Source organism: Corynebacterium sp. HMSC077G07 (assembly GCF_001809225.1).
Classification (GTDB): Bacteria; Actinomycetota; Actinomycetes; order Mycobacteriales; family Mycobacteriaceae; genus Corynebacterium; species Corynebacterium jeikeium_D.
On the sequence record NZ_KV796537.1, the window covers coordinates 133,343 to 158,917 of the forward strand.

The 25,575-nt window shown below is 59.8% G+C and carries 20 protein-coding genes; 18 read left to right on the forward strand and 2 right to left on the reverse strand.

Annotated elements, in window-relative coordinates; all coding sequences use genetic code 11:
* The first annotated feature begins 107 nt into the window (after nt 1-107).
* The 16 genes from HMPREF2562_RS07375 to HMPREF2562_RS07450 all read left to right on the forward strand — a co-directional run bounded on the left by HMPREF2562_RS07375 (nt 108) and on the right by HMPREF2562_RS07450 (nt 21,805).
* Nucleotides 108-1,682 (forward strand): UDP-N-acetylmuramoyl-L-alanyl-D-glutamate--2,6-diaminopimelate ligase, encoded by a 1,575-nt coding sequence (locus tag HMPREF2562_RS07375; protein WP_049190471.1) that lies wholly within the window; start codon nt 108-110, stop codon nt 1,680-1,682.
* A 132-nt stretch (nt 1,683-1,814) separates the two neighbouring features.
* Nucleotides 1,815-3,341, forward strand: a complete 1,527-nt coding sequence (gene murF, locus HMPREF2562_RS07380) for a UDP-N-acetylmuramoyl-tripeptide--D-alanyl-D-alanine ligase (RefSeq protein ID WP_070549816.1) — start codon at nt 1,815-1,817, stop codon at nt 3,339-3,341.
* Nucleotides 3,342-4,448 carry a phospho-N-acetylmuramoyl-pentapeptide-transferase gene (gene mraY / locus HMPREF2562_RS07385; protein ID WP_016423002.1) on the forward strand — a complete coding sequence of 369 codons (1,107 nt, stop codon included), beginning with the start codon at nt 3,342-3,344 and terminating at the stop codon, nt 4,446-4,448.
* Nucleotides 4,445-5,923 carry a UDP-N-acetylmuramoyl-L-alanine--D-glutamate ligase gene (gene murD, locus HMPREF2562_RS07390; RefSeq protein WP_049190466.1) on the forward strand — a complete coding sequence of 493 codons (1,479 nt, stop codon included), beginning with the start codon at nt 4,445-4,447 and terminating at the stop codon, nt 5,921-5,923. Before mraY ends, murD begins: the two co-directional genes overlap by 4 nt.
* Complete coding sequence (gene ftsW / locus HMPREF2562_RS07395) at nt 5,916-7,724, forward strand: putative lipid II flippase FtsW (protein WP_049190464.1); 1,809 nt, start codon at nt 5,916-5,918, stop codon at nt 7,722-7,724. The genes murD and ftsW overlap by 8 nt, the downstream gene beginning before the upstream one ends.
* A gap of 4 nt (nt 7,725-7,728) precedes the next feature.
* On the forward strand, nt 7,729-8,901 hold the full coding sequence (gene murG / locus HMPREF2562_RS07400) for an undecaprenyldiphospho-muramoylpentapeptide beta-N-acetylglucosaminyltransferase (RefSeq protein WP_016422999.1): 1,173 nt from the start codon (nt 7,729-7,731) through the stop codon (nt 8,899-8,901).
* A 13-nt stretch (nt 8,902-8,914) separates the two neighbouring features.
* Nucleotides 8,915-10,408 (forward strand): UDP-N-acetylmuramate--L-alanine ligase, encoded by a 1,494-nt coding sequence (gene murC / locus HMPREF2562_RS07405; RefSeq protein ID WP_016422998.1) that lies wholly within the window; start codon nt 8,915-8,917, stop codon nt 10,406-10,408.
* Nucleotides 10,409-10,412: 4 nt separating this feature from the next.
* The gene (locus HMPREF2562_RS07410; protein WP_016422997.1) at nt 10,413-11,189 is read left to right on the forward strand and encodes a cell division protein FtsQ/DivIB; all 777 of its coding nucleotides are present in this window, start codon (nt 10,413-10,415) and stop codon (nt 11,187-11,189) included.
* A gap of 268 nt (nt 11,190-11,457) precedes the next feature.
* A complete protein-coding gene (gene ftsZ / locus HMPREF2562_RS07415) occupies nt 11,458-12,765 on the forward strand; it encodes a cell division protein FtsZ (RefSeq protein WP_016422996.1) in 1,308 nt (435 codons plus the stop codon).
* Between the two features lie 6 nt (nt 12,766-12,771).
* On the forward strand, nt 12,772-13,494 hold the full coding sequence (gene pgeF / locus HMPREF2562_RS07420; protein ID WP_049190457.1) for a peptidoglycan editing factor PgeF: 723 nt from the start codon (nt 12,772-12,774) through the stop codon (nt 13,492-13,494).
* Nucleotides 13,495-13,616: 122 nt separating this feature from the next.
* The gene (gene sepF, locus HMPREF2562_RS07425) at nt 13,617-14,138 is read left to right on the forward strand and encodes a cell division protein SepF (RefSeq protein WP_048731168.1); all 522 of its coding nucleotides are present in this window, start codon (nt 13,617-13,619) and stop codon (nt 14,136-14,138) included.
* Between the two features lie 63 nt (nt 14,139-14,201).
* Nucleotides 14,202-14,501, forward strand: a complete 300-nt coding sequence (locus HMPREF2562_RS07430; protein WP_048731166.1) for a YggT family protein — start codon at nt 14,202-14,204, stop codon at nt 14,499-14,501.
* Between the two features lie 398 nt (nt 14,502-14,899).
* Nucleotides 14,900-15,913, forward strand: a complete 1,014-nt coding sequence (locus HMPREF2562_RS07435) for a DivIVA domain-containing protein (RefSeq protein WP_049170271.1) — start codon at nt 14,900-14,902, stop codon at nt 15,911-15,913.
* Nucleotides 15,914-16,333: 420 nt separating this feature from the next.
* Entirely contained in the window at nt 16,334-19,594 is a 3,261-nt protein-coding gene (gene ileS, locus HMPREF2562_RS07440; RefSeq protein ID WP_083295718.1) for an isoleucine--tRNA ligase, read from the forward strand.
* A gap of 15 nt (nt 19,595-19,609) precedes the next feature.
* The gene (locus HMPREF2562_RS07445; protein WP_049190455.1) at nt 19,610-21,076 is read left to right on the forward strand and encodes a DNA polymerase IV; all 1,467 of its coding nucleotides are present in this window, start codon (nt 19,610-19,612) and stop codon (nt 21,074-21,076) included.
* A 66-nt stretch (nt 21,077-21,142) separates the two neighbouring features.
* Nucleotides 21,143-21,805 (forward strand): DapH/DapD/GlmU-related protein, encoded by a 663-nt coding sequence (locus tag HMPREF2562_RS07450; RefSeq protein WP_080969604.1) that lies wholly within the window; start codon nt 21,143-21,145, stop codon nt 21,803-21,805.
* 1 nt (nt 21,806) lies between these two features.
* Here the strand turns inward: HMPREF2562_RS07450 and HMPREF2562_RS07455 are convergent, their stop codons facing one another.
* Nucleotides 21,807-22,793, reverse strand: coding sequence for an asparaginase (locus HMPREF2562_RS07455; protein WP_080969603.1), 987 nt, complete (start codon nt 22,791-22,793; stop codon nt 21,807-21,809).
* A gap of 124 nt (nt 22,794-22,917) precedes the next feature.
* On the opposite strand from HMPREF2562_RS07455, the gene HMPREF2562_RS07460 reads away from it, so the two are divergent.
* Nucleotides 22,918-23,652 carry a WKL family lipoprotein gene (locus HMPREF2562_RS07460; protein WP_224433258.1) on the forward strand — a complete coding sequence of 245 codons (735 nt, stop codon included), beginning with the start codon at nt 22,918-22,920 and terminating at the stop codon, nt 23,650-23,652.
* 178 nt (nt 23,653-23,830) lie between these two features.
* Here HMPREF2562_RS07460 and HMPREF2562_RS07465 read toward each other — a convergent pair whose 3' ends face one another.
* Nucleotides 23,831-24,859 carry a hypothetical protein gene (locus tag HMPREF2562_RS07465; protein WP_224433257.1) on the reverse strand — a complete coding sequence of 343 codons (1,029 nt, stop codon included), beginning with the start codon at nt 24,857-24,859 and terminating at the stop codon, nt 23,831-23,833.
* A 90-nt stretch (nt 24,860-24,949) separates the two neighbouring features.
* On the opposite strand from HMPREF2562_RS07465, the gene lspA reads away from it, so the two are divergent.
* Nucleotides 24,950-25,519, forward strand: coding sequence for a signal peptidase II (gene lspA, locus HMPREF2562_RS07470; protein ID WP_049193998.1), 570 nt, complete (start codon nt 24,950-24,952; stop codon nt 25,517-25,519).
* Nucleotides 25,520-25,575 lie beyond the last annotated feature (56 nt).

A 25,575-nucleotide genomic window follows, 5' to 3' on the forward strand; every position in this document is an offset into this window, starting at 1 on the left:
CAGCACTAATACACAGACTTTTATTACTTTGGTTTCTGCAAAGTGAATCTCTTGAATTTTTCCAATTTGTTGTACACCAACGACTGACTTGAAAGAGGGAACAGCCAATGACCGCCACCCTTGCGAAATTGTGTAACCTCGCGCATGGCCGACTTGACGGCATTACCGAATCCGCGGCGGCAGGAGCGGATATCGCCGCGATCGAACTCAACGCTGCCGAAGTGCCTGAAGGCGGAATGTTTGCTGCCGTCCCAGGTACTCGCACGCATGGTGCGCGCTACGCGCAGCAGTCGGCTGCTACAGCGATCCTGACTGATGAGGAAGGTCTGAAAATCCTGCGGGAAGCAGGGGAGACTCGCCCAGTCCTGGTTGTCGACGATGTCCGGGCCGTCATGGGGCACGTTGCTGCAGAAATCTACGATCATCCCTCGGATTCACTGACCATCATTGGGGTTACCGGCACCTCTGGCAAGACCACCACGACCTACATGCTGGAGGGCGCGCTGCTGGCAGCTGGATGCTCGACAGGCATCATTGGTACTACCGGCACGCGCATCAATGGCCGTGCCGTTCCGTCGAGCCTGACTACCCCAGAGGCTCCAGCCCTCCAGCGCCTGTTCCACCAGATGCTCTCCGAGGGTGTGACGCACGTTGTCATGGAGGTTTCTTCCCACGCACTGTCGTTGGGACGTGTAGACGGAGTCAGTTTCGACGTCGGCTGTTTCCTCAACCTCTCGCAGGATCACCTGGACTTCCACAAGACCTTGGAAGAGTATTTCCAAGCCAAGGCCAAGCTCTTTGATCCTGAAGGTCCGACACATGCACCGAAGGCTGTCGTGTGCATCGACGACGACTGGGGTGTCCGCATGGCAGATATCGCTGCCGGCGACCCGGATGTCCAAGTCACCACTGTCCATACTCAGCATCGCGTAACCGACAAGACGCCAGCTGCCGAGGTCTTTGCAGAATGGCACGCCGCTGCAGCCACTGTCGCCACTAACGGTGTCCAGCATGTGGAGCTAACGCGAAACAACACTGACACAGTTGAGGTGGAAGTTCCTCTGCCGGGTGCTTTCAACGTTGCCAATGCCGCAGTCGCATGGGCTGTGCTCGATGCGATTGGGCATGCCAATGACGCGGCCAAGAGCGGCCTGGCGCAGGTGCGTGTGCCAGGCCGCATGGAGCGCATCGACCGCGGACAGGACTTCCTGGCTGTGGTGGACTATGCCCACAAGCCAGCCGCAGTAGCTGAGGTGTTGGCCACATTGCGCGCACAGACCGAAGGTCGCGTGCTGGTTGTCGTCGGCGCCGGTGGCGACCGCGATAGTGCCAAGCGTCCAATTATGGGAGCTGAGGCTGCATGCGGTGCCGATGTCGTCATCATCACCGATGACAACCCACGCTCCGAGGTGCCCTCTGAAATCCGTGCGGCCGTGGTCGCCGGTGCGAAGGAAGCCGTTGCCAGCGGCAAGGCCAGTTCTGACACGGTTGTTGAGGAAATCGGCGATCGCGGCCAGGCAATTCGCCGTGTCGTCGAGCTCGCCCACAGCGGTGACAGCATCGTGGTGGCTGGCAAGGGACACGAAACCGGCCAGGATATCGGTGGCGTGATTCACCCGTTCGATGACCGTGAACAGCTGGCCGAAGCACTCACACAGCGACTGGAGGGATCCGCTGATTGAGATTGCTGAAATCGCTGAGGAAGCGCACCACCTGACATGCCTACCGCGAACCATTCGCGGTAAGCGAATAAAATCAAGAAATCATCCTTTACTAGGCGCCTGGAACTCTAACCAACAAGGACTATAGACATCATGATTGCCCTGACCGCCGCGGAAATCGCTCACATCGTGGGAGGTGAACTCGTCCACGTCGATGATGACGCCACAGTGACTCAGCCCGCAGAATTCGATTCCCGAAAAATTCGCGAAGGCTCGCTCTTCCTCGCCCTGCCGGGCGCGCGTGTCGACGGCCACGACTTCATCGATCAGGCTGTGGCCGCTGGAGCGACGATGGCACTGGCGGCACGAGATGTTGGGCAACCTGCGGTCGTCGTCAAGCCCCTTGGTAAGCAGGACTCCAATGCCGACGCATTTGCACACGATCCGGATGGTTCCGGGGCGGCGGTGCTGGAAGCGCTTGGTAAGTTGGCGCGTTACGTCGTCGACGAGCTGAAGAAGGATCAGCTGCATGTTGTCGGTGTCACGGGTTCGGCGGGAAAGACGTCGACGAAGGACATGATGGCGACGCTGCTGCGTACCGACGGTCCGACGGTGGCGCCGAAGGGGTCGTTTAATAACGAAATTGGGCATCCGTACACGGTGCTGCAGTGCACTCCGGAGACGAAGTACCTGGTTGCGGAGATGAGCGCACGCGGAATTGGGCATGTGGCCCACCTGGCGCGCATCGCGCCACCGACGATCGGTGCGGTGCTCAATGTTGGCACGGCGCACCTTGGTGAGTTTGGCTCGCGCGAGGCAATCGCGCAGGCTAAGGGCGAGCTCGTGGAAGCGCTGCCGGCTGCGGAGCAGGGCGGTGTGGCCGTACTCAATGCCGACGATGACTACGTCACTGGCATGGCTCCGCGTACCCAGGCGAAGGTGGTGTTCTTCTCTGCCGATGAGAACTCCGAACGCCACGCAACCGCGGATTACCGCGCCACGAATGTGCAGCTCGATGATTTTGCTCGTGCATCTTTTGACCTGCATGTACCGGATGGGCGTACATTCCCGATCCAACTGCAGGTCTATGGTGCGCACCAAGTGGCCAATGCCCTGGCGGCGATTGCGGTGGCAGTGGAGTCCGGTATTGATGCTGAGCAGGTCACAAAGGCGATGGCCGCGCATGTGGCAGCGTCAGAGCGGCGCATGGATGTCCAGCAGCTCACTGGCAATATCGTCGTAATTAACGACTCCTATAATGCCAACCCTGATTCGATGCGTGCGGGGATTGACGCTCTGGCACGTACAGCAGCTAGCCCAACGCACCAGGACGCCTCATCGTGGGCCGTGCTGGGACAGATGGGTGAGCTTGGTGATTCCGCTGAAGATGAGCACTCGTCGCTTGGCGAGTACCTTGTGGGCCGCGGCATCGATCGACTAATTGCAGTCGGAGAGAGTTCTAATGTGCATGCCCTGGCCGACAAAGCGGAAGAGTTGGGGTTAAATACTTCTAGGGTGCCGGATACATCCACTGCCGCGGATTTGGTGGCGGACGAGGTGCGTCCGGACGATGTGGTGTTAGTCAAGGCCTCCTATGCGGACGGTATGTGGCGGGTCGCGGACTCGCTGGCTGCCAAGGTTGGGACTACGCCCGAAGGTGAAAGCGGAGAGGAAAAGTAAGTGATTCAACTTATTCTCAGTGGTGCGATTGCATTCCTGGTGAGTGTCTTTTTAACACCAGTGCTTATTCGCAAATTCTCTGCTGAAGGTCTTGGCCAGGAGATTCGTGAAGAAGGGCCGAAGAGCCACCTGCGCAAGCGGGGAACTCCGACTATGGGCGGCATCGCCATCATCGCCGCAATCGTCGCTGGCTATTTCCTCTCACACCTCGTTACGTATATCCAGACTGGCGTGGGGCCGTCCGCCTCCGGTCTGTTGGTGATGTTCCTTGTTCTGGCGATGGGCGCATTGGGTTTTGCCGATGACTTCATCAAACTCTACAAAGGACGCAACCTGGGGCTGAACAAGACAGCGAAGCTGGTTGGGCAGCTGGCGGCAGCACTGATTTTCGGCGTGCTGCTGCTGCAGTTCCCGGATGCGTCTGGCTTGACTCCCGGTTCGACGAGCTTGTCGCTGATTCGAGATATTCCGTTCCTGAATCTGGCACCGGGGCCTGTGTGGTTCGGCATGATTGTCTTCCTGGTATTTGTCTTCATCGTCATTGCCGCATGGACGAATGCCGTCAATCTCACTGATGGCCTTGACGGCCTGGCCGCTGGCGCCACCGCGCTGCTACTGGCCACCTACACGCTGATTTCCTTCTGGCAGTTCCGTAACTCTTGCGAGGCTTCGCTGGGCAGCGGTTGCTACAACGTCCGCGATCCGCTGGATATCGCCGTTATTTCCGTCGCGGGTCTGGGCGCCTGTTTGGGCTTCCTGTGGTGGAATGCAGCGCCGGCAAAGATCTTCATGGGAGATACCGGTTCGCTGGCTCTTGGCGGTTTGGTAGCGGGTCTGTCATTTGTCACCAAGACTGAGCTGCTGATGGTTATCATTGGCTTCATCTTCGTGATGGAAGTTGCTTCCGTGGCAATCCAGATCGCGGTTTTCCAGACGACTGGCAAGCGCGTATTCCGCATGGCTCCTCTCCATCACCACTTCGAAAACGGAGGTTGGGCGGAGACAACTGTTGTCGTTCGCTTCTGGCTACTCGCAGGCATTTTCAACATGATTGGCGCAGCCATCTTCTACAGTGACTGGCTCTCTCAGGTAGGCGTATTTCAATGATTAACTCACCAGACCCGACCAACCTCACCGATATCCGAAATCTCGACTTAGTCGCTACGGTGCGCTCTGGTCGAGTTCTGGTGGCAGGAGCCGGAGTTTCCGGTCGCGGTGCCATTGCGATGCTCAAGGACATCGGCTGTCCGGAAGTTGTCGTCGTGGACGACTCCGCGCTCGGCGCACTGGTTGCCGCTGACTTTTCGGTTCGGCATGTCACAACCGCAGACGCTCGCGACGAGCTTGCCGACGCGGTTGCGATCGTGACCTCCCCGGGGTGGCGTCCGACCAGTCCGCTGTTCGGCGCCGCCGCTGAGGCCGGTGTCCCGGTATTCGGCGATGTGGCGTTGGCTTTCGCCGGCGACTGTGCCCAGCTGTGGGGTCCGAAACGGACCTGGCTGGTAGTCACCGGCACTAACGGCAAGACCACAACCACCTCCATGCTGGCCGCCATGCTCGGGGAGCAGGGCGCAGCTGTGGGCAACATTGGTGTGGCTCTGTACGACGCACTGACTGCTGAGCCTCGTATCGAGGTCTTGGCCGCAGAGCTGTCCAGCTTCCAGCTGCACTGGGCTCCAAACATTCGCCCAGATGCGGGAGTACTGCTGAACCTGGCGGAAGACCACATCGACTGGCACGGTTCTTACGAAAACTACGGTCTGGACAAGACCCGTGCGCTGCGCGGTACTGTCGCAATCTACGGTGCGGATGACGCAGATGTCGTCGAGCACGTGGAAAAGATGCTGAAAAACGACGAGCTCGGCAACTCCGTCGTGGGCTTTACCGATGGTCCCCCGGAGGCACACCAGGTCGGAGTTCGCGACGGCATGATTGTCGACCGCGCTTTTGGCGGCGGCGATGCCGCAGCTGACGACTCTGGTCCGGGCATTGTCATCGCACCGGTAGCGGGAATTTCTCCTCCCGGCCGGGCAGGTGTTCTCGACGCGGTGGCCGCCACTGCGATGGCGCGCAGTATCGGTACCTCACCGGAGCAAATTGCAGCGGCATTGGAGACTTTCGAAGTTCGCGCACACCGCGGTCAGATTGTCCATAAGGCAAATGATGTCGTGTGGATTGATGACTCCAAGGCCACCAACCCCCACGCTGCCGACGCTGCACTGTCCGGTCATGAGCGTGTCGTTTGGATCGTCGGTGGTCAGCTCAAGGGCGCGGAAATCTCTCCGCTAGTGGCGAAGCATGCTCATCGCCTGCAGGCCGCCGTGGTTCTGGGCGTCGATAGGCAACTAGTCAGCGATGCGCTCTCCCGCATCGCACCTGCTGTGCCGGTCGTTGTCATTGATGACACCGACAAGGTTGATGCCATGGCAAAGGCCTGTATGGCAGCTAGTGAATATGCCAACCCTGGGGATGTGGTGCTGTTGGCACCAGCTGCCGCCAGCTTGGACATGTACTCCGGAATGGCTGAACGTGGCGACTTGTTCGCGCAATGGGCGCAGAAGGTGACGTCAACTGATGGATAACTCCCGCAAGGCTCGTAATTTAAGCGCTAGTGCCGCGACGGCACAAAAGGGGACGAAGGCTACCAGTTCACAGCGGCCCTCGTCGTCTAGCTCTAGTGCTCGAGAGCGGCCGGCGTGGGTGGAGCGTTTTAACGACTGGAAGTCGCGTCCGCTGTTCGACTACCACCTACTGATGATTATCGTCGCGCTGCTGACGTCGATAGGCCTGGTGATGGTGCTGTCGGCATCCATGGCCAGCGCGGGTAACGACTCGGGCAGCGTGTGGTCGGTGTTCATCCGTCAGCTGGTCATGGTGGTGGCGGGTCTTATCTCCATGTGGATCGTGCTGCGAATGCGGGTGGAATTGATTCGCTCGCTATCGACAGCAGCGCTGATTTTGTCCTTTGTGCTGCTGGTTTTGGTGATTATCCCTGGTATCGGCATCGGCCTGGAGGAAACCGGTGCGCGTTCGTGGCTGAGTATTGGTGGTATCACCATGCAGCCATCAGAAATCGCGAAAATTGCGCTGGCACTGTGGGGTTCGAAGCTGCTGGCTGAAAAGGTCCGCACTGCTGTGTCCTATACCGATTTGTTCGGGCTGTTCGGTGCGGTCAGCTTCGTGGTATTGGCACTGGTGATGCTGCAGCGTGACCTCGGCATGGTTGCTTCCATGGCGTTCGTCGTGGTGGCGTTGGCGTGGTTTGCTGGCCTGCCGCGAGTATTCATCACCGGGCTGCTTGCCGCTGCGGCGTTCGCCCTGGTGATTTTTACCGTCACCGCGGGTTTCCGTTCGGCGCGAATCAGGGTCTACTTGGACTCGCTGCTCGGTAACTTCAACGATGTGCAGGGAGATGCCTACCAGTCCTACCAGGGCTTTCTTTCGCTTGCCGACGGATCTCTCACCGGTGTCGGTCTCGGTCAGTCGAGCGCGAAGTGGGGATACCTACCGGAGGCGAAGAATGACTTCATTTTCGCCATTATCGGTGAGGAGACTGGTTTTCTCGGCGCGCTGATGGTTATTTTGCTCTACGCAGCGCTCGGCTGGGTGGGACTTCGTATCGCCGGTCGTCAGAACGATCCGTTTCTCCGTCTGCTCGCGGGCACGATTACTGCTGCAACCGTGGTGCAGGCTTTCATCAACATCGGCTACGTCGTTGGTGCGTTGCCAGTGACTGGTCTGCAGCTGCCGCTGATTTCCGCTGGTGGTACATCGGCGATGGTGACGTTGTTCTCGATGGGTCTGCTGGCCACATGTGCCCGCCACGAATCGGAGGCAGTCTCTGCAATGCAGACTTCGGGACGTCCGGGGCTGGACAGGTTCCTGGGTATTCCGGAACCAATCCCGTATGACGAATCGCGTCGCCACGCGCCGAAGGTGCGTGCCCATCGCGATCCGCAACGCTTTGGTCCGCCCGTGGTGACCAGTGGAGCGCGTACTCCACGTGGCGAGGGGGCGCAGGTGCGGGAAACCTACAGTGGCCGAGCTGACCGACCCAACCGGGCCGGCCGTAGTGGAGGCAGCCGCAGTGGCCGAGGTGCCACCCCGCAGCGTGGCTTCCGAGCGTCCGGAAGCTCCGGAAACTCGGGCAGTGTTCGTGGCCGCGAAGTGGATTATTCCCCTCGTAGTGACGACGGACGGACGCGGGGTTTTACAGCGAGGTCGCCGCGGACTGGACGGTCACAGGGCTCCTGGTCGTCGTCAAGCTCAGGCCGGGGCAGTAGGATTCGGGGCGAAGGTCGTGGTGGACAGTCGCGTTCGCGCCAGCGCCCGGGCCGAAACAATAGGAACGGCGGTTCAGCACCGCGGAGGAGGAATCGATAACACCATGGCAGACAAGAATCTGGGCGCAGCCGCTGGGGCGAAAGGCGCTTCGGAGTCTGAGCAGTTTCTCAAGGAAGATGGCTCTGCTCCGACCATTGTGGTGGCCGGCGGTGGTACGGCTGGCCATATCGAACCTGCACTGGCAGTAGCGGATGCGATTTTGAAACTGCAGCCGGATGCCCGCGTCATTGCACTCGGTACGAATCGGGGGTTGGAGTCAACCCTCGTACCGGCGCGAGGCTATGACCTAGAGCTGATTCCGCCAGTGCCGGTGCCGCGCAAGCCGACTGCGGATTTGTTCAAGCTGCCTCTCAACGTCGCTCGTGCGGTGCGTGAGACCCGCAAGGTTTTCAAGCGCATTGACGCTGATGCGGTCATCGGCTTTGGTGGCTACGTATCGGCACCGGCCTACATGGCGTGCCGTGCGGGGAAGAAGATTCCGTTCCTGGTTCACGAGGCCAACGCCCGTGCGGGCCTGGCCAATAAGCTCGGTGTCGCACTCGGGGGCGTCGGTTTGGCTGCCGTGACTGGCTCTGGCCTGAAGGCCGAGGTTGTTGGCAATCCCGTGCGTGCCAGTCTCGCGGCGTTGGACCGCGACGCCAAGCGTGCCGAAGCCCGCGAGTTCTTCGGTTTACCGCAGGAGGGTCCGGTGCTCTTTGTCACCGGTGGTTCGCAGGGGGCACGTTCCATCAACGAAGCTGTTACCGGTGCAGCCGCAGAGCTCGCCAACGCCGGTGTATCTGTACTGCATGCCTACGGCAAGAAGAATCACGTCGAGGTCGAGGCTATCCGCGAGGACGCCCCCTATGTCGCTGTGCCGTACATCGACCGGATGGATCTGGCGTACTCCGCCGCCGACCTGATTTTGTGCCGTTCCGGTGCGATGACGGTGGCTGAAGTCTCAGCTGTCGGCTTGCCTGCGGTGTACGTTCCGCTGCCACACGGAAATGGGGAACAGGCGCTCAACGCCACCGATGTCATCGATGCTGGTGGCGGTATTCTCATCGCCGACGAGTCGCTGACTGCGGCATCAGTTTCGGATATCGTGATTCCGCTGGTCACGTCCCCAGAAAAGCTTGCCGACGGGCGCCGCGCCCTGGCCAACATTGGACATGGTAACGCTGCGGAGAACATCGCCCGTCGGGTGCTGTCTGCGGCTGTGAACTCTAAGAAGTAAAGCGAGCATAAACATGAACGTTAATTTCGATGACTTTCAGCCGGTAACGGGAGAGCTGCCCGCAAGTGTCCACATGATTGGCATTGGCGGTGCCGGTATGTCCGGTATCGCTCGCATCCTGTTGGCGCGTGGCATTCGTGTTACCGGTTCCGATGTCAAGGAGTCCCGCGCGGTGGTGGGACTACGTGCGATGGGAGCCACCATCGCCATTGGGCATGACCGTGCGAATCTCGAGCTTGCTGGCGAGGGAGAGCTGCCGGACGCAGTGGTCATTTCCTTCGCTGCTATCCCGAAGACGAATCCGGAGCTGGCCGGTGCACATGAGCTGGACATTCCGGTGCTCAAACGCTCCGATGTGTTAGCGCTGTTGATGCAGGACTCCAAGGCTCTCCTGATCGCCGGTACTCACGGCAAAACCTCGACTACATCGATGACCGTCGCCGCTTTGCAGGCAGCTGGTTTGGATCCGTCTTTTGCCGTTGGCGGTCTGATGAGCAAGGCCGGTGTCAATGCTCACCAGGGCAGTGGCGATGTCTTTGTTGCTGAGGCCGATGAGTCGGATGCCTCGTTGTTGACCTACCAGCCGGAAGTGGCCGTAATTACCAACATCGAGCCCGATCACCTTGACTTTTTCGGTGACGACGAGACCTACTACGCCGTCTTTGACGCTTTTGCAGAGCGCATTAAGGATGGCGGTCATCTGGTCATCTGTGCTGAGGATCCGCATGCGGCCGCATTGGGCGAGCGCGCGGTGGAGCGCGGCATTAACGTGCTGGCTTATGGTGGGGAAGAAGCCTTGGCTCAACACCCGACGCTGCCGGTCGGTGCCGTTTTGCACGGCTGGACTCCGGTCGGTGGTGGTGCCCGCGTGGAGGCCACTGTTGGCTCGACATCGGTGAGGTTTGAACTTCATCAGCCCGGCCGTCACATGGCGCTCAACGCGCTGGCTGCAATGGTCGGTGGCGACTGCGTCGGGGCAGATTTGGGGCGTATGGCGCGCGGTCTCGGTGAATTCACCGGTGTCCGTCGCCGCTTTGACTACCACGGCAGTATCGGCGAGGGGCCATTTGTTGGCGCTCGTATCTACGACGACTACGCGCATCACCCGACCGAGGTCTCCGCAGTTCTCGGCGCAGCTCGGGAGTTGGTCACCGAGGCCGGTCGTGGCAAGGTCATCGCTGTGTTCCAGCCTCACTTGTACTCGCGTACTCGCAACTTTGCCGACGAGTTCGCTGCCGCCCTGTCTCTGGCGGACAAGGCCGTATTGCTCGATGTCTTCGGCGCCCGCGAGGAGCCACTGCCGGGCGTCGACGGCGCGCTCATTGCCAACAAAATGACCATCCCTGTGACGTATGAGCCGCATTTCACCAGCGTCCCGGCTCGCGTTCGCGAAATCGCCGAACCGCACGACGTCATCCTGACCATCGGCGCTGGCTCTGTGACGATGCTTGCCGACGAAATCGTGCGCGAGCTCAGCGGAGACAACGACGAACAGGTGGAGTCGTAGCACTGTGAAAACCAGCCGAAAGCAATCTCAGCAGACCGACGGTGCAGGCCGGGGCGCAACAGCGTCGCGGCGTCGGCGTTCAGCGCGCGCCCCGCGACGCGGCTGGCTCGTCGGCGGTGGCCTGGTCGCGATTATCGCCATCGTTGCAGCGGTGGTGTGGTTTTCGCCGTGGCTGGTTGTGAAAAACATCGATGTTGAGGGCGTCGTCCACGGGGATAAAGACGCGATTGTCGAGGCCAGTGGTATCTCCGAGAATCAAAAGCTCATTCGCTTGGACACGGATGCCTCAGCGCGCTCCGTGGCGGGGCAGCCGTGGGTCGATAGCGTGACTGTCAGTCGTTCGTGGCCGCAGGGCGTGACTATTTCGGTACGAGAATTCACCCCGGTGGTGTTTGTCCGTGCCACTGACGGAGAGCATCTGTTTTCCGCAAATGGTCAGGAGTTCGTCACGGCAGCCCCGCCGGCGGGTGTCATCGAGGTTGTTGATGCACCTCGTGTGGATGAGCCAACAGACGGCAAAGTTGACCCCGAACCGCGCGTTATCAAGGCGGTTTTGAACGTCGTCAAGGCGTTGCCAGAGCCCGTTGCACACCGTGTGGAGCGGATTAGCGCTCCTTCCGAGGCAGAGATCAAGCTATTTCTGACCGATGGATACGAGGTGTACTTCGGGTCCTCGGATAATGCGGCAGAAAAGGCACGCGCGACGGAGATTGTGCTGAACCGTGGCGAGAAGATTTGGAATGTCTCCAACCCCCGACTACCCGCTGCTAAGGGAGAGTAGAGAATGGTGGTGTCTGGAGTGATTTCTGTGGCTAAACACTATCCCTCAAGTGCAGGTTTAAGGTAGCGACACGCGCTAAAAGGTCGCTGAATTATTTGCAGTTTTCGACCACAATGGGGTCAACAGCTTTTCGGCCATGATGCACTTCTTCCGTGCGGTGTCATGGAGAGCTGTACTGCCCGGCGGTGCCAATGCTGTCGTGCGGCCCATGTGCAACGTGGCTAGATGAAATTATTTAGGACCTATAGGAAAGGGCGAGAAACGCGCAATGACCTCCCCGAATAACTACCTCGCCGTTATCAAAGTCGTCGGTGTCGGCGGCGGTGGCGTCAATGCTGTCAACCGCATGATCGAGGAGGGGCTGAAGGGTGTCGAATTTATCGCAGTCAACACCGACTCGCAGGCCCTGATGTTCTCCGACGCTGATGTCAAGCTCGACATTGGGCGTGAGGCAACTCGTGGTCTGGGAGCTGGCGCTAACCCCGAGGTTGGCCGCACTTCCGCGGAAGACCACAAGGACGAGATTGAAGAGACCCTCAAGGGCGCCGACATGGTCTTCGTTACCGCAGGTGAGGGCGGTGGAACCGGTACCGGTGCAGCTCCGGTTGTCGCGAGCATCGCCAAGAAGTCCGGTGCCCTGACCGTCGGCGTGGTAACCAAGCCGTTCGACTTCGAGGGCAAGCGCCGTGCGCGCCAGGCCGCTGAGGGCATTGAAACCCTCAAGGAGGTCTGTGACACCCTTATCACCATTCCGAACCAGCGTCTGCTGCAGATTGGTGAGCAGGATCTGTCCATGATGGACGCGTTCCGCTTTGCCGACGAGATTCTTTACAACGGTGTCCAGGGTATTACTGACCTGATTACCATTCCGGGCATGATTAACGTCGACTTCGCCGACGTCCGCTCGGTAATGGCTGAGGCTGGCTCGGCTCTGATGGGCGTTGGCTCCGCACGCGGCGACGACCGTGTGATGAATGCCGCGACTCAGGCCATTAACTCCCCGCTGCTGGAGTCCACCATGGATGGTGCACAGGGTGTGCTTATTTCCGTCGCCGGTGGCTCCGATCTCGGCCTGATGGAGGTCAACGCCGCCGCGTCCATCGTGGAGGAAAAGGCTGATCCGGATGCCAACATCATCTTCGGTACCATTATCGACGACAACCTCGGTGACGAAGTTCGCGTCACTGTGATTGCTACCGGTTTTGAGCAGGGTAACGGCAACCCGCTGGACAAGCCAGCTGCAGGTGCCGCTGCACGTCCGGCTGCACAGGATGCCGAGGCGCGTCCGGCCGCTGAGCAGGCACCGCGACAGGGCAGCGCACTGCCGGGCGGTGACAACCTCGGCGCTCCGGCCCCGCGTGTGGAGGAAGAGCGCCCGGTCGCACAGCCGCGCGAGCGTGAGGATCGCGACCGCTTTGTCCCGCGCACCAACCCGAACAGCGGTGGTCTGTTCACCGATAACCCGACACCGCGTACGCAGGAAAACCGCAACTACCGTGGTGCTCACCGCGATGACCGCGACGACCGTCGTGGCGGCTACCAGGCTTCCAGTGACCTGCCGGAGTGGGGCTTCTAAGAAATCATGACTGAATCCCGCCGCAGCCGAAAAATTCTGACGAATCGGCGCGGCGGGTTTTCGCTGCCACCATATGATTCCTTCAATCTTGGAGATCATGTCGGCGATGACCCGTCCGCAGTCGAACGCAACCGCCAGCGCTTGGCCGATTCTCTGGGAATCGACCGTGCCCGCTTCGTCTACATGGAGCAGCTTCACACCAACACGGTCACCGTCGTCAACGAACCACAAACTGAGCCTGTCTCGGCTACCGACGCCATCGTCACGACCACGCCGGGTCTCGCGCTGGTAGTGCTCGTTGCCGATTGCGTTCCCGTCTTGCTTTCCGACGATTATGCGGGTGTCGCCGCTGCGGTACACGCAGGGCGGACCGGTGCCCGCAACGGAATCGTTCGTAAATCTGTCGAGAAGATGATTGAGCTCGGTGCCACGCCCGAGAATATCCATGCGCTTCTCGGTGCGGCGGCTTCTGGCCACAATTACGAGGTGCCTGAGTCGATGGCCGATGACGTCGATAAGCATTTGCCCGGAGCGAAGATGCGAACGAAGCAGGGGACTGCCGGTGTCGACGTGCGCGCCGGCCTGATGCGTCAGCTCTATGACCTCGGTGTACGGCATGTCAATGTCGAGCCCAGCTGCACTATTGACAATGAGCAGTACTTTTCCTACCGGCGGGAGGGGAAGACTGGCCGTCAGGCGGGCATCGTAATCCTGCCTGAGCAGGGCTAAGTTTCAAAGTTGTAATTTTGGCGCGCCAAATTTGCGCGTGTCTATGCGATATTGCCAACCCAGCCGGTAGGTTGTGGGTAGCACAGACTTAAATTCGCACACTAAGAAGGACGTAGCAGAAGATGGCTGATTTCTTCCGTGGGGTTTCAAATTTTTTCGGTCTTACCCCGACTGATGACGCGGCTTACGACGAGCACTACGACGAGTTTGACCGCCGTGACGAGGAGCGTTTTGATGACTCCTATGCCGACTCGCGTCGTGCGGAGCGCCACCGCTACGAGCTGCGCGAAGAGGCTCCACGTGAGACTGCAAGTGTGAACTCCCGCGAGGAGGACTACCGCTACGGCAACCTGCACTCCGTTGCTGAGACCAAGGAACCGGAGCAGGTCTTCATCAAGCCGGAAAGTGGTTTCCAGGACAAGTACTCCAAGGCTCCGGACATCGGTTCGCACTTCCGCGACGGTGACATTGTCACCTTCGATCTGAGTGAGCTTGACCCATCTGAGGCTAAGCGCTACGTCGACTTCGTTGCTGGACTGGTTTTCGGTCTGCGCGGTCGAATCAAGGCTGACGGCTCCGTGTTCACCCTGTACCCGCATGGCTGCGATGTCAACGAGGGCCAGTTCGACCGGATGTCCGGCTAGTCAGCCGGCTCGCATGGCTTGTTAGTGTTTCGTATTTCGATTAATTAGCTAGACTGTTTATTCGTGTCTTCACTACTGCTAGTTCTGCTAATCCTGCTGAAGCTTTTCACCTATCTGCTGTTGGCTCGCATTGTGATTGAAATGATTCAGTCATTTTCTCGCTCTTGGCGACCAGGCAGGGTGTTTTCGTCGATTGGCGAAGTTGTTTTTGTCATTACCGACCCGCCGGTGAAGCTGTTGCGCCGACTCATCCCGCCTATGCCGATGGGCAACGTGATGGTGGACATGTCTGTGCTTGTTTTGTTCTTCATCCTTATGATTCTGCGAATGGTGCTGCAGGTAGCTCTCGGCGCGGTGGCGTAAATATCGCTAACTGTTTGCTTGGGATCCACAATGTGGATTTCGGTGGAGCTGTGTTGTTTTGACTGTCCCGAATGCGATGTTCTCGGGCATTGAATTGCCGCCGGGGGTGTTAATCGGGGGCAACAATAGGAACCCGTTGGGGAATGTAATCCCCAATGGGTTTTTATTGTGTCGGGGGTAAAGTTCTGTGGCTAAAGGTGCAGGGTAAGGGCGAGGTTTAACGTTTTACTAGAACTTTGCCATTGGTTAGAACGTGGGGGATAGAGTCCTGCCCAAAATAAATGGGGTGAGGACTGTGACTAGAGCAGGTAGGATTGGCCGGGTAAACAGTACTACTGGAAATAATTCTCTTAAGATTTCTTAAGAACTGTCCGCTCAAAGTGTTAGGGGAACTCACCATGCCGTTGACTCCGGCTGATGTGCATAATGTGGCTTTCAGCAAGCCTCCGATTGGCAAGCGTGGTTACAACGAGGACGAGGTCGATCAGTTCCTCGACCTCGTAGAGGACGCACTGGGTGAGCTCCAGGATGAAAACGCTGAGCTGCGCCAGCGGGTTGAGGACCTTGAGGGTCAGCTAGAGCAGGGTGGCGGCGCAGACTACGCTGCTTCCGGTGCTGCCGCTGCGGCGCCGGCTGTCGATGAGGACAAGCTGCGCAAGGAAATTGAGCAGGAGCTGCGCGCTGAGTACAACGAGCGCCTGAGCGCTCAGCAGCAGGAGATTGAGGCTCACTACCAGGATCGTCTGGATGCTCTTGAGAAGCGTGCTTCTGAGGCAGAGGCTTCTGCACAGCAGGCTTCCTCCGCAGCTGCGGAGCAGCCGCAGGCAGTTGCAGCAAGCACCGGCACCGAGTCGCAGGAAGTTAGCCTCCGCGCTGCTCGTATCCTGCAGGCTGCTCAGGACACCGCTGATCGCGTCACCACTGACGCCGACGCTGAGGCCAACAAGCTTGTCACCGAGGCTCGTGAAAACGCTGACCGCACCGTGGCAGAGGCCAATGAAGAGGCCGAGCGCACTATCACCAACGCTCGCAATGAGGCAGAAGCAACTTTGGCTGATGCCAAGAAGCGCAGTGAGCAGCTGTTGGCTGATGCCCGTAACGAGTCTGAGTCGACCCTCACTGACGCTCGCCAGCGCAGCGAGCAGATGATCAGCGACGCAGACGCTCGCTCTAACGCCACCATCACCGCAGCGCAGCAGAAGGCAACCGCGCTGCAGGACGATGCAGAGCGCAAGCACCACGAGATCATGACCACCGTCAAGGAGCAGCAGACCGCTCTGGAGGGGCGCATCGAGGAGCTGCACATCTTCGAGCGCGAGTACCGCACTCGCCTGAAGACCTTCCTGGAGTCCCAGCTCGACGACCTGAACTCTCGCGAGTCGGCTGCCCCGGCCGACGGCTACAACAACTAATTACGTAGCCAACACGTAGAAAACCACCACGCTCGGCTCCCCAGGGAGGGGAGGCAGAGCGCGGTGGTTTTTGCTATCTTTCCCTGCGAACCAATCGCATTCTTTGTTCCGGTCAGGGTTGTAGTAGTTGCCTGAGACACTGCTATACTGACACCCATACGCGCAATGAGCCGGCCATCACCGGGGAGCGTTTCGGAAGAACAGTCCAGTAGAAAATGGGCCCAGTAGAACCGAACGGTTTGGCACCGTTACAAAGCCTTATTAAATAAGCGGGCTATCGCGTGAAGCCGCATGGTTCTTGTTCGCAAGAACCGTCGTAAAGCGTGATGCCAAGCGGGGTGGTACCGCGCGAGACTCCTTTTCAGCGTCACCAGTAACAACGCTGAAGGGGCTAGGCATGCGTCCCCGTGGTGAGTATTAATGATGTTCGACCACGGAAGTGACGTAGAAGCGGTGTCTAATTCGAACGATGTAAATGCCTCTGCTGAGGCCACTCCGGCAGGTGGCGCGTATCCGCGCACTGCTGACTTTGGTAAGTACACCTCCAGCCCGAAGTTTCCGGAACTGGAGGAAAAGGTTCTGGAGTACTGGGGCAAGGACAGCACTTTCCAGGCCTCTATCGATCAGCGTGATGGTGCTGACGAATACGTCTTTTATGATGGCCCGCCGTTCGCCAACGGTCTACCGCACTACGGTCACCTGCTGACCGGTTACGTCAAGGACATCGTCCCTCGTTACAAGACCATGCGTGGCTACCAGGTTGGTCGCGTCTTCGGCTGGGACTGCCACGGTCTTCCGGCTGAGCTGGAGGCAGAGAAGCAGCTCGGTATTAAGGACAAGGGCCAGATCGAGGAAATGGGTCTGGCTAACTTCAACAAGTACTGCGCTGAGTCGGTGTTGCGGTACGCGGGCGAGTGGAAGGAATATGTCACTCGTCAAGCGCGTTGGGTTGATTTTGACGGCGGATACAAGACCATGGACATGAGTTACATGGAGTCCGTGATTTGGGCCTTCAAGGAGCTCTACAACAAGGGCCTGGTCTACCAGGGATTCCGCGTGCTGCCGTACTCCTGGGCAGAGCACACCCCGCTGTCCAACCAGGAGACCCGCCTGGATGACTCCTACAAGATGCGGCAGGACCCGACCCTGACCGTGACCTTCCCGTTCACCGGCGCCAAGGCAGGCTCGGCAGCGGAGAAGACGCTGGCGGACAACCCGGTGCTCGCTGACACTGCGGCTATCGCTTGGACCACCACGCCGTGGACGCTGCCGTCCAACCTTGGTCTGGCCGTGAACCCGAAGGTCACCTACGCCGTAGTTAAGGTCGGCGAGGATTCCTCCGTGCCGGAGTTTGCAGGTAAGACCTTCCTGCTGGCAGAAGCACTGATTGGTGCCTACGCCAAGGAATTGGGCAAGGAACACGAGGTCGTGGCTACCTTCGCTGGTGCTGACCTGGAAGGCCTGACCTATCAGCCGATCTTCGACTACTTCGCAGATCACCCGAACGCTTTCCAGATTATGGTGGCGGACTATGTCACCACCGAGGACGGTACTGGTGTGGTCCACCAGGCGCCGGCCTTCGGTGAAGACGATATGAACACCTGTAATGAATACGGCATTGATGTCATCATTCCGGTGGACATGGACGGTAAGTTCACTTCACAGGTGCCGGAGTACCAGGGCAAGTTGGTCTTTGACGCCAACAAGGACATCATCCGTGACCTGAAGGCCGCTGGCCGCGTCGTCCAGCACCGCACCATCGAGCACTCCTACCCGCACTCCTGGCGTTCGGGCGAGCCGCTGATCTACATGGCACTGCCGAGCTGGTTTGTGTCCGTTACCAAGATCCGCGAGCGCATGGTGGAGCTCAACCACAACGAGATTGAGTGGATGCCGGAGCACGTCCGCGACGGTCAGTTCGGCAAGTGGCTCGAGGGCGCACGTGACTGGAACATCTCCCGTACCCGCTACTGGGGATCGCCTATTCCGGTGTGGGTTTCCGACAACGACGAGTACCCGCGTGTCGACGTCTACGGTTCCCTCGATGAGCTGGAGGCGGACTTCGGCGTTCGCCCGACCACACTGCACCGCCCGGAGATTGACGAGCTGGTGCGCCCGAACCCGGACGACCCGACAGGTAAGTCCATGATGCGCCGCGTCCCGGATGTCCTGGATGTCTGGTTCGACTCCGGTTCCATGCCGTTTGCGCAGTTCCACTACCCGTTCGAGAACAAGGAGTGGTTCGAGTCCCACGCACCGGCCGACTTCATTGTGGAATACATCGGCCAGTCCCGCGGCTGGTTCTACCTGCTTCACGTCCTGTCGGTTGCACTGTTCGACCGCCCGGCGTTCAAGAAGGTCGTCGCCCACGGCATCGTGTTGGGCGATGACGGCAACAAGATGAGTAAGTCCAAGCGCAACTACCCGGACGTCAACGAGGTCTTCGACCGCGACGGCTCCGACGCCATGCGCTGGTTCCTCATGTCCAGCCCGATTCTGCGCGGCGGCAACCTGATTGTCACCGAGCAGGGCATTCGTGAGGGCGTGCGCCAGGCGCTGCTCCCGATGTGGAACGCATACTCGTTCCTGCAGCTCTACGCTTCCAAACCGGCCGAGTGGTCGGTAGACTCCGACAACATCCTGGACAAGTACATCCTGGCCAAGCTTGCAGCAACCGTCCGTGCTGTCACTGAATGCCTGGACAACACTGACATTGCTGCTGCCACCGATGAGGTCCGTCAGTTCTGTGACGCACTGACCAACTGGTACGTGCGTCGCTCCCGCGACCGCTTCTGGGCCGGCGATGTCAAGCACCCAGAGGCCTTCAATACCTTGTACACGGTGCTGGAGGTTCTCACCCGCGTGGCTGCTCCGCTGCTGCCGATGGCCACCGAGGTCATCTGGCGCTCGCTCACTGGCGGCCGCTCGGTGCACCTGGAGGATTGGCCGGACGTCGACAAGCTGCCGACCGATGACGAACTCGTTGAGTCCATGGATATTGTCCGCAATGTCTGCTCGGCAACATCGCGCATCCGCAAGGCCAACCAGCTGCGTAACCGCCTGCCGCTGAAGAAGCTGACCCTGGCATTCCCGGATGCCGAGCGTCTGCGTGAGTACACCGACATCGTTTCCTCCGAGGTCAACGTCGACAAGGTGGAGTTCACCTCCGACGTGGACTCGGTGGGACGATTCGAGGTCTCCGTCAACGCTCGCGTGGCCGGTCCGCGCCTGGGTAAGGACGTCCAGAAGGTCATTAAGGCTGTGAAGTCTGGCAACTATGAGGTTGTCGACGGCGCGGTTGTCGCCGATGGCATTCCGCTGCAGGAGGGCGAGTACACCCGCAACCTGGTCGCGATCTCGCCGGATTCCACCGCTGAGGTCGACGGCGTCAATGGCCTGGTTGTGCTCGACACTGAGCTCGACGAGGACCTGGAGTCCCGCGGTTGGGCCGCTGACCGCATCCGTGGTCTGCAGGATGCCCGCAAGAACGCTGGCCTTGAGGTCACCGACCGCATTTCGGTGAAGTTGCAGGTGCCGGCCGAGCGTGAGGAGTGGGCCAACCGCCACGCTGGCCTCATCGCCCGCGAGGTTCTCGCAACCGCTTTCGAGGTCGTCGCTGGCGGAGAGTCGCTGAGCTACGACGTGGCGGACGGCTGCTCGGCGGATATTGCCAAGCAGTAGGGGAGAGTAATCTCTATGCCGACTTCCGGGCGGTGGGTTCTGCACATCGACATGGACGCGTTCTTCGCGTCCGTCGAGCAGCTCACCCGCCCGACTCTGCGCGGGCGGCCAGTCCTCGTCGGCGGACTGGGCGGTCGAGGTGTGGTCGCCGGTGCCTCCTATGAGGCCCGCGCGTACGGCGCGCACTCGGCTATGCCGATGGCTCGCGCACGTCGTCTCATGCCACCGACCGCAGTGACGGTCAGCGCGCGCAAGGGCATCTACGGGCCGGTGTCGCGCCGCGTGTTCTCTGTAATCCGCGAGCGCGTGCCCGTGGTCGAGCAGCTCAGCGTCGACGAGGCTTTCATGGAACCCGAAGAGCTTCAGGGAGCCTCGAAGGAGCAGGTCATTGCCTGGGCGGAGCAGCTGCGGACAGATATCCGGCGGGAGACCGGCTTGGCCTCGTCGATAGGCGCGGGCGCGGGCAAGCAGTTCGCGAAAATTGCTTCCGGCCTGGCGAAACCCGATGGCGTGTACGTGCTGGACCCCGCACGCAATCACGAGCTTCTACACCCATTGCCGGTAGAGAAGCTCTGGGGTATTGGCCCTGTCACCGCTGCGAAACTGCACACGCTGGGCGTGGAGACGATCGGTGATTTTGCCGCCATGTCCCAGCGCGATGTCGAGGTTTCGCTGACATCCAAAACCGGTGTGATGCTGTGGCAGCTGGCGCAGGGGACGGACGATCGGCCGGTTAAGGAGCGCGATGTCGCCAAGTCTGTATCGGCGGAGTACACCTATCCTGAGGATTTGGAGTCGCAGGCCCAGCTCCACACCGCCGTCGATCGCGCAGGTGAGTCCGCATTTCGACGGCTCAAAAAAGATGGCCGTGGTGCTCGCACCATCACTTGCAAGGTGCGTCTGTCTGACCTGAGCATCCATACCCGATCTGAGACGCTCGCCTACGCCACACAGGATTTCGACACCCTCATGGCGGTGGCGCACCGAATCGCGTTCACGCCCGCGGAGGTCGGCCCAGTGCGATTGGTGGGCGTCGGTTTCTCCGGGCTGGATTCGCACATACAAGAAGTCCTGTTTCCTGAGCTCGACCGCGCAATCACCGTCGAAGATCGAGTGCCAGCACCTGCGCTTTCCGACGCTCCCGCCGGCCTGGTCGAGCTATCTGGAACCGGTGCGTTGCCGACCGTTCGGCTTTCCGACTCCAAGTGGGCACCCACCTCGGACGTACACCACAGCGAGTATGGACATGGTTGGGTGCAGGGGTCGGGCCACGGGATTGTGACTGTCCGCTTTGAAAGCCGCACCAGCGGCCCCGGGCGCATGATCACGCTGAAGGAAGACGACCCGGAGCTGCGCCCGTGCTCTGCGGTGTGCAGTTTGGACTGGCCGGAGTGGCTGGCATCCGACGAAGCAGCAGCTCTCGACTTGCCGCAACCTGAGCGGGAAAGCGAAGACGAACTCGGCCCCGACGCGGATGCGTGATGCGGTTGCCTGCCTCGATGCCGTTCGCGGCGCTCTGTTTATGCGCTGTCCGTAAATTGGGGCACTATGACTACCGAATCCCGCATTGCAGAGCTCGAGGCAGCTCGCCGCGCCTCGTTGCGCAACACCGATCGAGATCCGAATCCGTCGACCACACTTCCCGACGACGGTCTGGATAACCGCCAGCGCATGTTAAACGGTCAGTGGTATATCGCGGACCATCCGGAATCGCAGGCTCTGAACGTGCGAATTGGCCAGGTGGCTGCTGAATTTGAGGTCGCGTTCCGCGAAAACCAGCAGGCAGCACAGCAAGTGCTGGCACCGGCATTGGGGTCTTTCGGAGAGAGCAGCACCGTTCGCCCGCCCATTTACCTGGACTACGGCGATAACATCCACATCGGCGACAACGTTTTCATCAACTTTGGGCTCACCGCACTTGACGTGGTGAAGGTGACAATCTGCGACTACGCGCAGCTCGGGCCCAACGTGCAGCTTCTTCCACCAGTACACCCACTGGGAGCTGAGGCCCGCGCCGCTTATCTAGAGTCTGGAGATGAAATCATCATCGGACGCAATGCCTGGATCGGTGGCGGAGCCATCATCCTGGGCGGTGTACACGTCGGCGACAATTCCGTGGTCGCCGCGGGTGCCGTGGTGACTAAGGACGTTCCCGCGGGCGTAGTCGTGGCTGGAAACCCGGCGAAAATCATCCGCATCATCGAGGCGTGAATTAGAACAGCGTCTGCGGATGCACATTCGCAGCCAGCGCGGCGGCGAGAATGATGCGCGCCTGCGGTGCATGCACGCAACCAGCGCTAATCACACCGTGCCGAGCCAGCGTCGCACCGCCACCGGCACCGCCGTAGGCGGCGTGGACATCACCACGTGGGACGCGCGTTGCCATCACGACGGTCACATCAGCGGCAATGGCCCGGGCAATGGCAGCGGCAAACTCATCGGAGACATTGCCCGACCCCAGGCCTTCTACGACAATGCCGCGTGCACCGGCGGCGACTGCCGAATCCAGCAGTGATCCATCTGCACCCAAGTAGGCGGGGATAATCTCTACCTTCGAGCCCGCCAAAGCCGCCAGAGGCAGCGGATCTGGACGAACCGGCTCCTCCGGTGCATTAGTGGCAAAAGCCAAAGGATCGGTTGTGTGCCACTTCGTCGCACCTCGTACCGGCAAGACTGCGTGGCCAAAGACAATAAGAACGCCAATTCCCTGCGCAGAGGCATCGGAAGCAATGGTCACGGCCTCAAAGAGGTTCCCCGGTCCGTCGGTTTCCGGATGATCATAGGGAAGTTGTGCACCAGTAAAGACAACCGGACGCGAGTCAGCATGGAAAATATCGGCAGCCATGGCCGTTTCCTCCATCGTGTCCGTGCCATGAGTTACGACGACACCGTCCACGGAGTCGTCATCAAGCACTTCGTGAATAGCGGCGAGAACACGGTCAACGTCGGTGAACGCGAGATTCGACGAGTCCAGCATCCCGAGCTCACGAACTTCCAGCTCTAACATGCCCTCTGGATAACGCTGCGCGACCGCTGCGACGAGCTCCGTGCCCGAGATGGTCGGGGTTAGCGCACCGCTGCGATCTGTGGTGCAGGCGATGGTGCCGCCGGTGGTGATGACAACGATTCGGCGAGGGGAGGCCGTGCTAGACGAGGTCGAGCTAGCCGGGGAATGATCCTGAGTCGACATGTCCACCATCTTACCCAGGCGATGTTTTGGCCTTGTGTAGGATTATGGAAGGCGTGAAGCCAGCGAATCTTCATGCAGATTTAATTGGAGTAGTGCACATATGAAAGTCCCCTGCAACCAGCGCGTTAGCGGAATGCGTTGGCGCACAGCGCGTGGTGTGACAGTAGCGGCGATGGTCTCGGTCAGCGCACTTGGGCTAGCTGCCTGCGGTGGTGGCAATACTGCAGCGCCGACGACTGAATCGAAGACATCCAGCTCGGCGGAACCCGTCATCATGCTGCCGACGCGCGCAGAGCTTAACGACGTCCTCGCACGCCTTATCAACCCCGATTTACCTATCGAGGAAAAGGCGCTGACCATTGAGGACGGCGATACTGCCGGCGATTTCTTCGACATTGTCACCAATAGTGCCAATGAGCAGGAAATCAGCTTTGATGTCATTGATCCGATTACGCCCGGCTTCACGACGAAGCAGGCCGTAGCCGGTGTCAATATCCTCCGCCCGGAGGAAGATCCGATGCTCGTGGATCAGGTGGACTTCATTTACAGGGATGGCCGTTGGATGCTGAGCAAGGAATGGGCCTGCAACCTGGCATCGACGCTTGATCCGGAGCACAAGCCTGGGTTCTGCCTCGCGCCGGGCGAAACCCCTCCGCCGCCACCTGAGCCGGAGGAAGAAGCCCCAGTTGAAGAGGCTCCGGTTGAGGAGGCCCCAGCACCGGTCGAGGAGCCAGCCCCGGCTCCGGCGCCCGAACCACCCGCTGAGGAAGTTCCGCCACCCGCGCCTGAACCGCCGGCTGAGGAGGTCCCGCCACCGCCAGCTCCGGCTCCGGCGGAGGACGCGCCTCCTCCACCTCCACCGGCTTAGGTGCCGTTGGCCCAGGCATCACAGCCTAGCCCGGTCGGGTGCACTGGGGCAGACAAAAGAAAGTGTCTAGGTTTATGACAGTTCCGCCCATTTTTTGGGAAGAAAAGTGACATAAACCTAGACACTTTCTCGTCTTCTAACCTTGCGCTGGCCAGAGCTATTTCTTCTGGGCTCTGGGCTACTTCTTCGACTCGCTGCCGTCCTTAAACTCCAGCCCGCGGTGCGTCTGCTGAGTGATGCGCACATCGGAGTTGCCGTCGCCGTAGGTCACGGAGGTCACAAAGTCGATGTTGCCCTTCATCGGAAGGGGCTTAGTCAGGTCGATGGTGACGCGGTCGGCAAGCATGTCAGTCGTGGCCTCGACAACCTTCAGTGCACCCTCTCCGCCAGTGTCCAACTCCGTGACGGTCGGCACCTGCTTGACATCGACCTTCAAATTAACAATGTCGCCCGCACGGCTGAGCAGGGTATAGGTCACCTTCTGCGTCATCGTGGTCTGGCCTTCGACCTCGCTTTCGACCGTCCAGGTCGCATCCTTTCCGATGTCCTCGGAAGGGAAGACGATAGGTACGGAATGCAGCTGCTGCAGCGCCATCTCCACACCAGCGCGAGCGGTGTCGGTCGCCTTCTCCGGCGCTCCCAGCTTGAGTTCCTTGACCTCACCAGTGGCTGTTGTTGACCAATCAGAGATAAAGCCCTGTGCGGTAGCGATATCCTCATTCAGCTCATCGTTGGAGCCGTGGGGTTTACCCACCTCTGACGTCACCACACGAGTATCGTTATCGCTGGTAACAGTGCTGGTCAGGGGGATTTCCAGGCGGGTGTCCGGGAACGTCTGGTCGCTATCGGCGTTTCCGCCACGCTGCGCGAAGCCCTGCGTCACCGCCACGGTCGACTCCTGCTCTGCACCGTCGTCCTTCCAGCGCACGCTCGCCAGCTCACCGCTACCAGCACTGGTCAATTCGACCTTGGGTTGTGCAACGTCCACGGGTTGCGTTTCCACCGAGCTTTCCGACGAGCACGCGGCCAATGACACCACAGTGGTAGCGGCAACAACAGCGGTGCCGACCCTCGCCAGCAGGCCACGCTTGGTGTGACCAGGCTGGTCGCTGCGGCTAGGTCGACGGAACCACGAGGAGGTGGTGCCTCCTGCACGTCGTAAAGCAGAGGAGGCCGGAACAAACTGAGATTGGAAACGTCGAGTCACACCGGTTAGCGTACCGGTTTCGTGGTGGATATGAACCACCCGGGCGGTGTCAGTTGGCTGAATATGGGTTTGTTAGGCCATTATGGGACAGTGACTAAGAAGGAAACGAGGACATATTTCCCGCGGCGGGGGATTCTCGCTGCGGTTATTGTGTCAGTTGCGATCATTGATCAGCTGACCAAGATTATCGCTTTGAAGACTCTCGATGGCCGTCCTGCGGTGCAGGTCATTGGCGATCTCTTCGAGTTGCGGCTCGTTTTTAACCCCGGTGCAGCCTTTTCCTTTGGCACGAACGCCACCTGGGTTTTTACCACGTTGCAGCTGGTTTACATCCTGGCTGTGATGTGCTTTTCCCATTGGCTGCGCAGTCCTATATCGGCGACTGCAGCGGGGCTTATTGCTGGTGGTGCGCTGGGCAACCTCATCGATAGGCTGTTTCGGGAACCCGGTTTCTACGTCGGCCACGTCGTCGATTTCCTGTCGGTTAAGGGTTTTGCCGTATTTAATATCGCGGACTCCGCGATTACTGTGGGCGTTATTATCCTCGTTATCTGGATGGTTTTTTCCAAGGAGCCGGATCTCTTCGCTGATCAGATTGCAGCGGAGAAGAAATCTGCTCAGCAGGATCAGAAGCAGTCGGCGGAGGGAGGACAGCAGTGAACGACAATGCAGTAAATGGTGGTGCAGCACTCGGGGGAGCGCACCAGCCCGACCGA

Coding starts and splice junctions, on each gene's coding strand:
- ftsW (WP_049190464.1), top strand. CDS start 5,916: ATGGATAACTCCCGCAAGGCTCGTAATTTAAGCGCTAGTGCCGCGACG.
- ftsZ (WP_016422996.1), top strand. CDS start 11,458: ATGACCTCCCCGAATAACTACCTCGCCGTTATCAAAGTCGTCGGTGTC.
- HMPREF2562_RS07460 (WP_224433258.1), top strand. CDS start 22,918: ATGCGTTGGCGCACAGCGCGTGGTGTGACAGTAGCGGCGATGGTCTCG.
- murG (WP_016422999.1), top strand. CDS start 7,729: ATGGCAGACAAGAATCTGGGCGCAGCCGCTGGGGCGAAAGGCGCTTCG.
- murD (WP_049190466.1), top strand. CDS start 4,445: ATGATTAACTCACCAGACCCGACCAACCTCACCGATATCCGAAATCTC.
- HMPREF2562_RS07375 (WP_049190471.1), top strand. CDS start 108: ATGACCGCCACCCTTGCGAAATTGTGTAACCTCGCGCATGGCCGACTT.
- HMPREF2562_RS07435 (WP_049170271.1), top strand. CDS start 14,900: ATGCCGTTGACTCCGGCTGATGTGCATAATGTGGCTTTCAGCAAGCCT.
- murC (WP_016422998.1), top strand. CDS start 8,915: ATGAACGTTAATTTCGATGACTTTCAGCCGGTAACGGGAGAGCTGCCC.
- HMPREF2562_RS07450 (WP_080969604.1), top strand. CDS start 21,143: ATGACTACCGAATCCCGCATTGCAGAGCTCGAGGCAGCTCGCCGCGCC.
- sepF (WP_048731168.1), top strand. CDS start 13,617: ATGGCTGATTTCTTCCGTGGGGTTTCAAATTTTTTCGGTCTTACCCCG.
- HMPREF2562_RS07455 (WP_080969603.1), bottom strand. CDS start 22,793: ATGGTGGACATGTCGACTCAGGATCATTCCCCGGCTAGCTCGACCTCG.
- HMPREF2562_RS07445 (WP_049190455.1), top strand. CDS start 19,610: ATGCCGACTTCCGGGCGGTGGGTTCTGCACATCGACATGGACGCGTTC.
- murF (WP_070549816.1), top strand. CDS start 1,815: ATGATTGCCCTGACCGCCGCGGAAATCGCTCACATCGTGGGAGGTGAA.
- ileS (WP_083295718.1), top strand. CDS start 16,334: ATGATGTTCGACCACGGAAGTGACGTAGAAGCGGTGTCTAATTCGAAC.
- pgeF (WP_049190457.1), top strand. CDS start 12,772: ATGACTGAATCCCGCCGCAGCCGAAAAATTCTGACGAATCGGCGCGGC.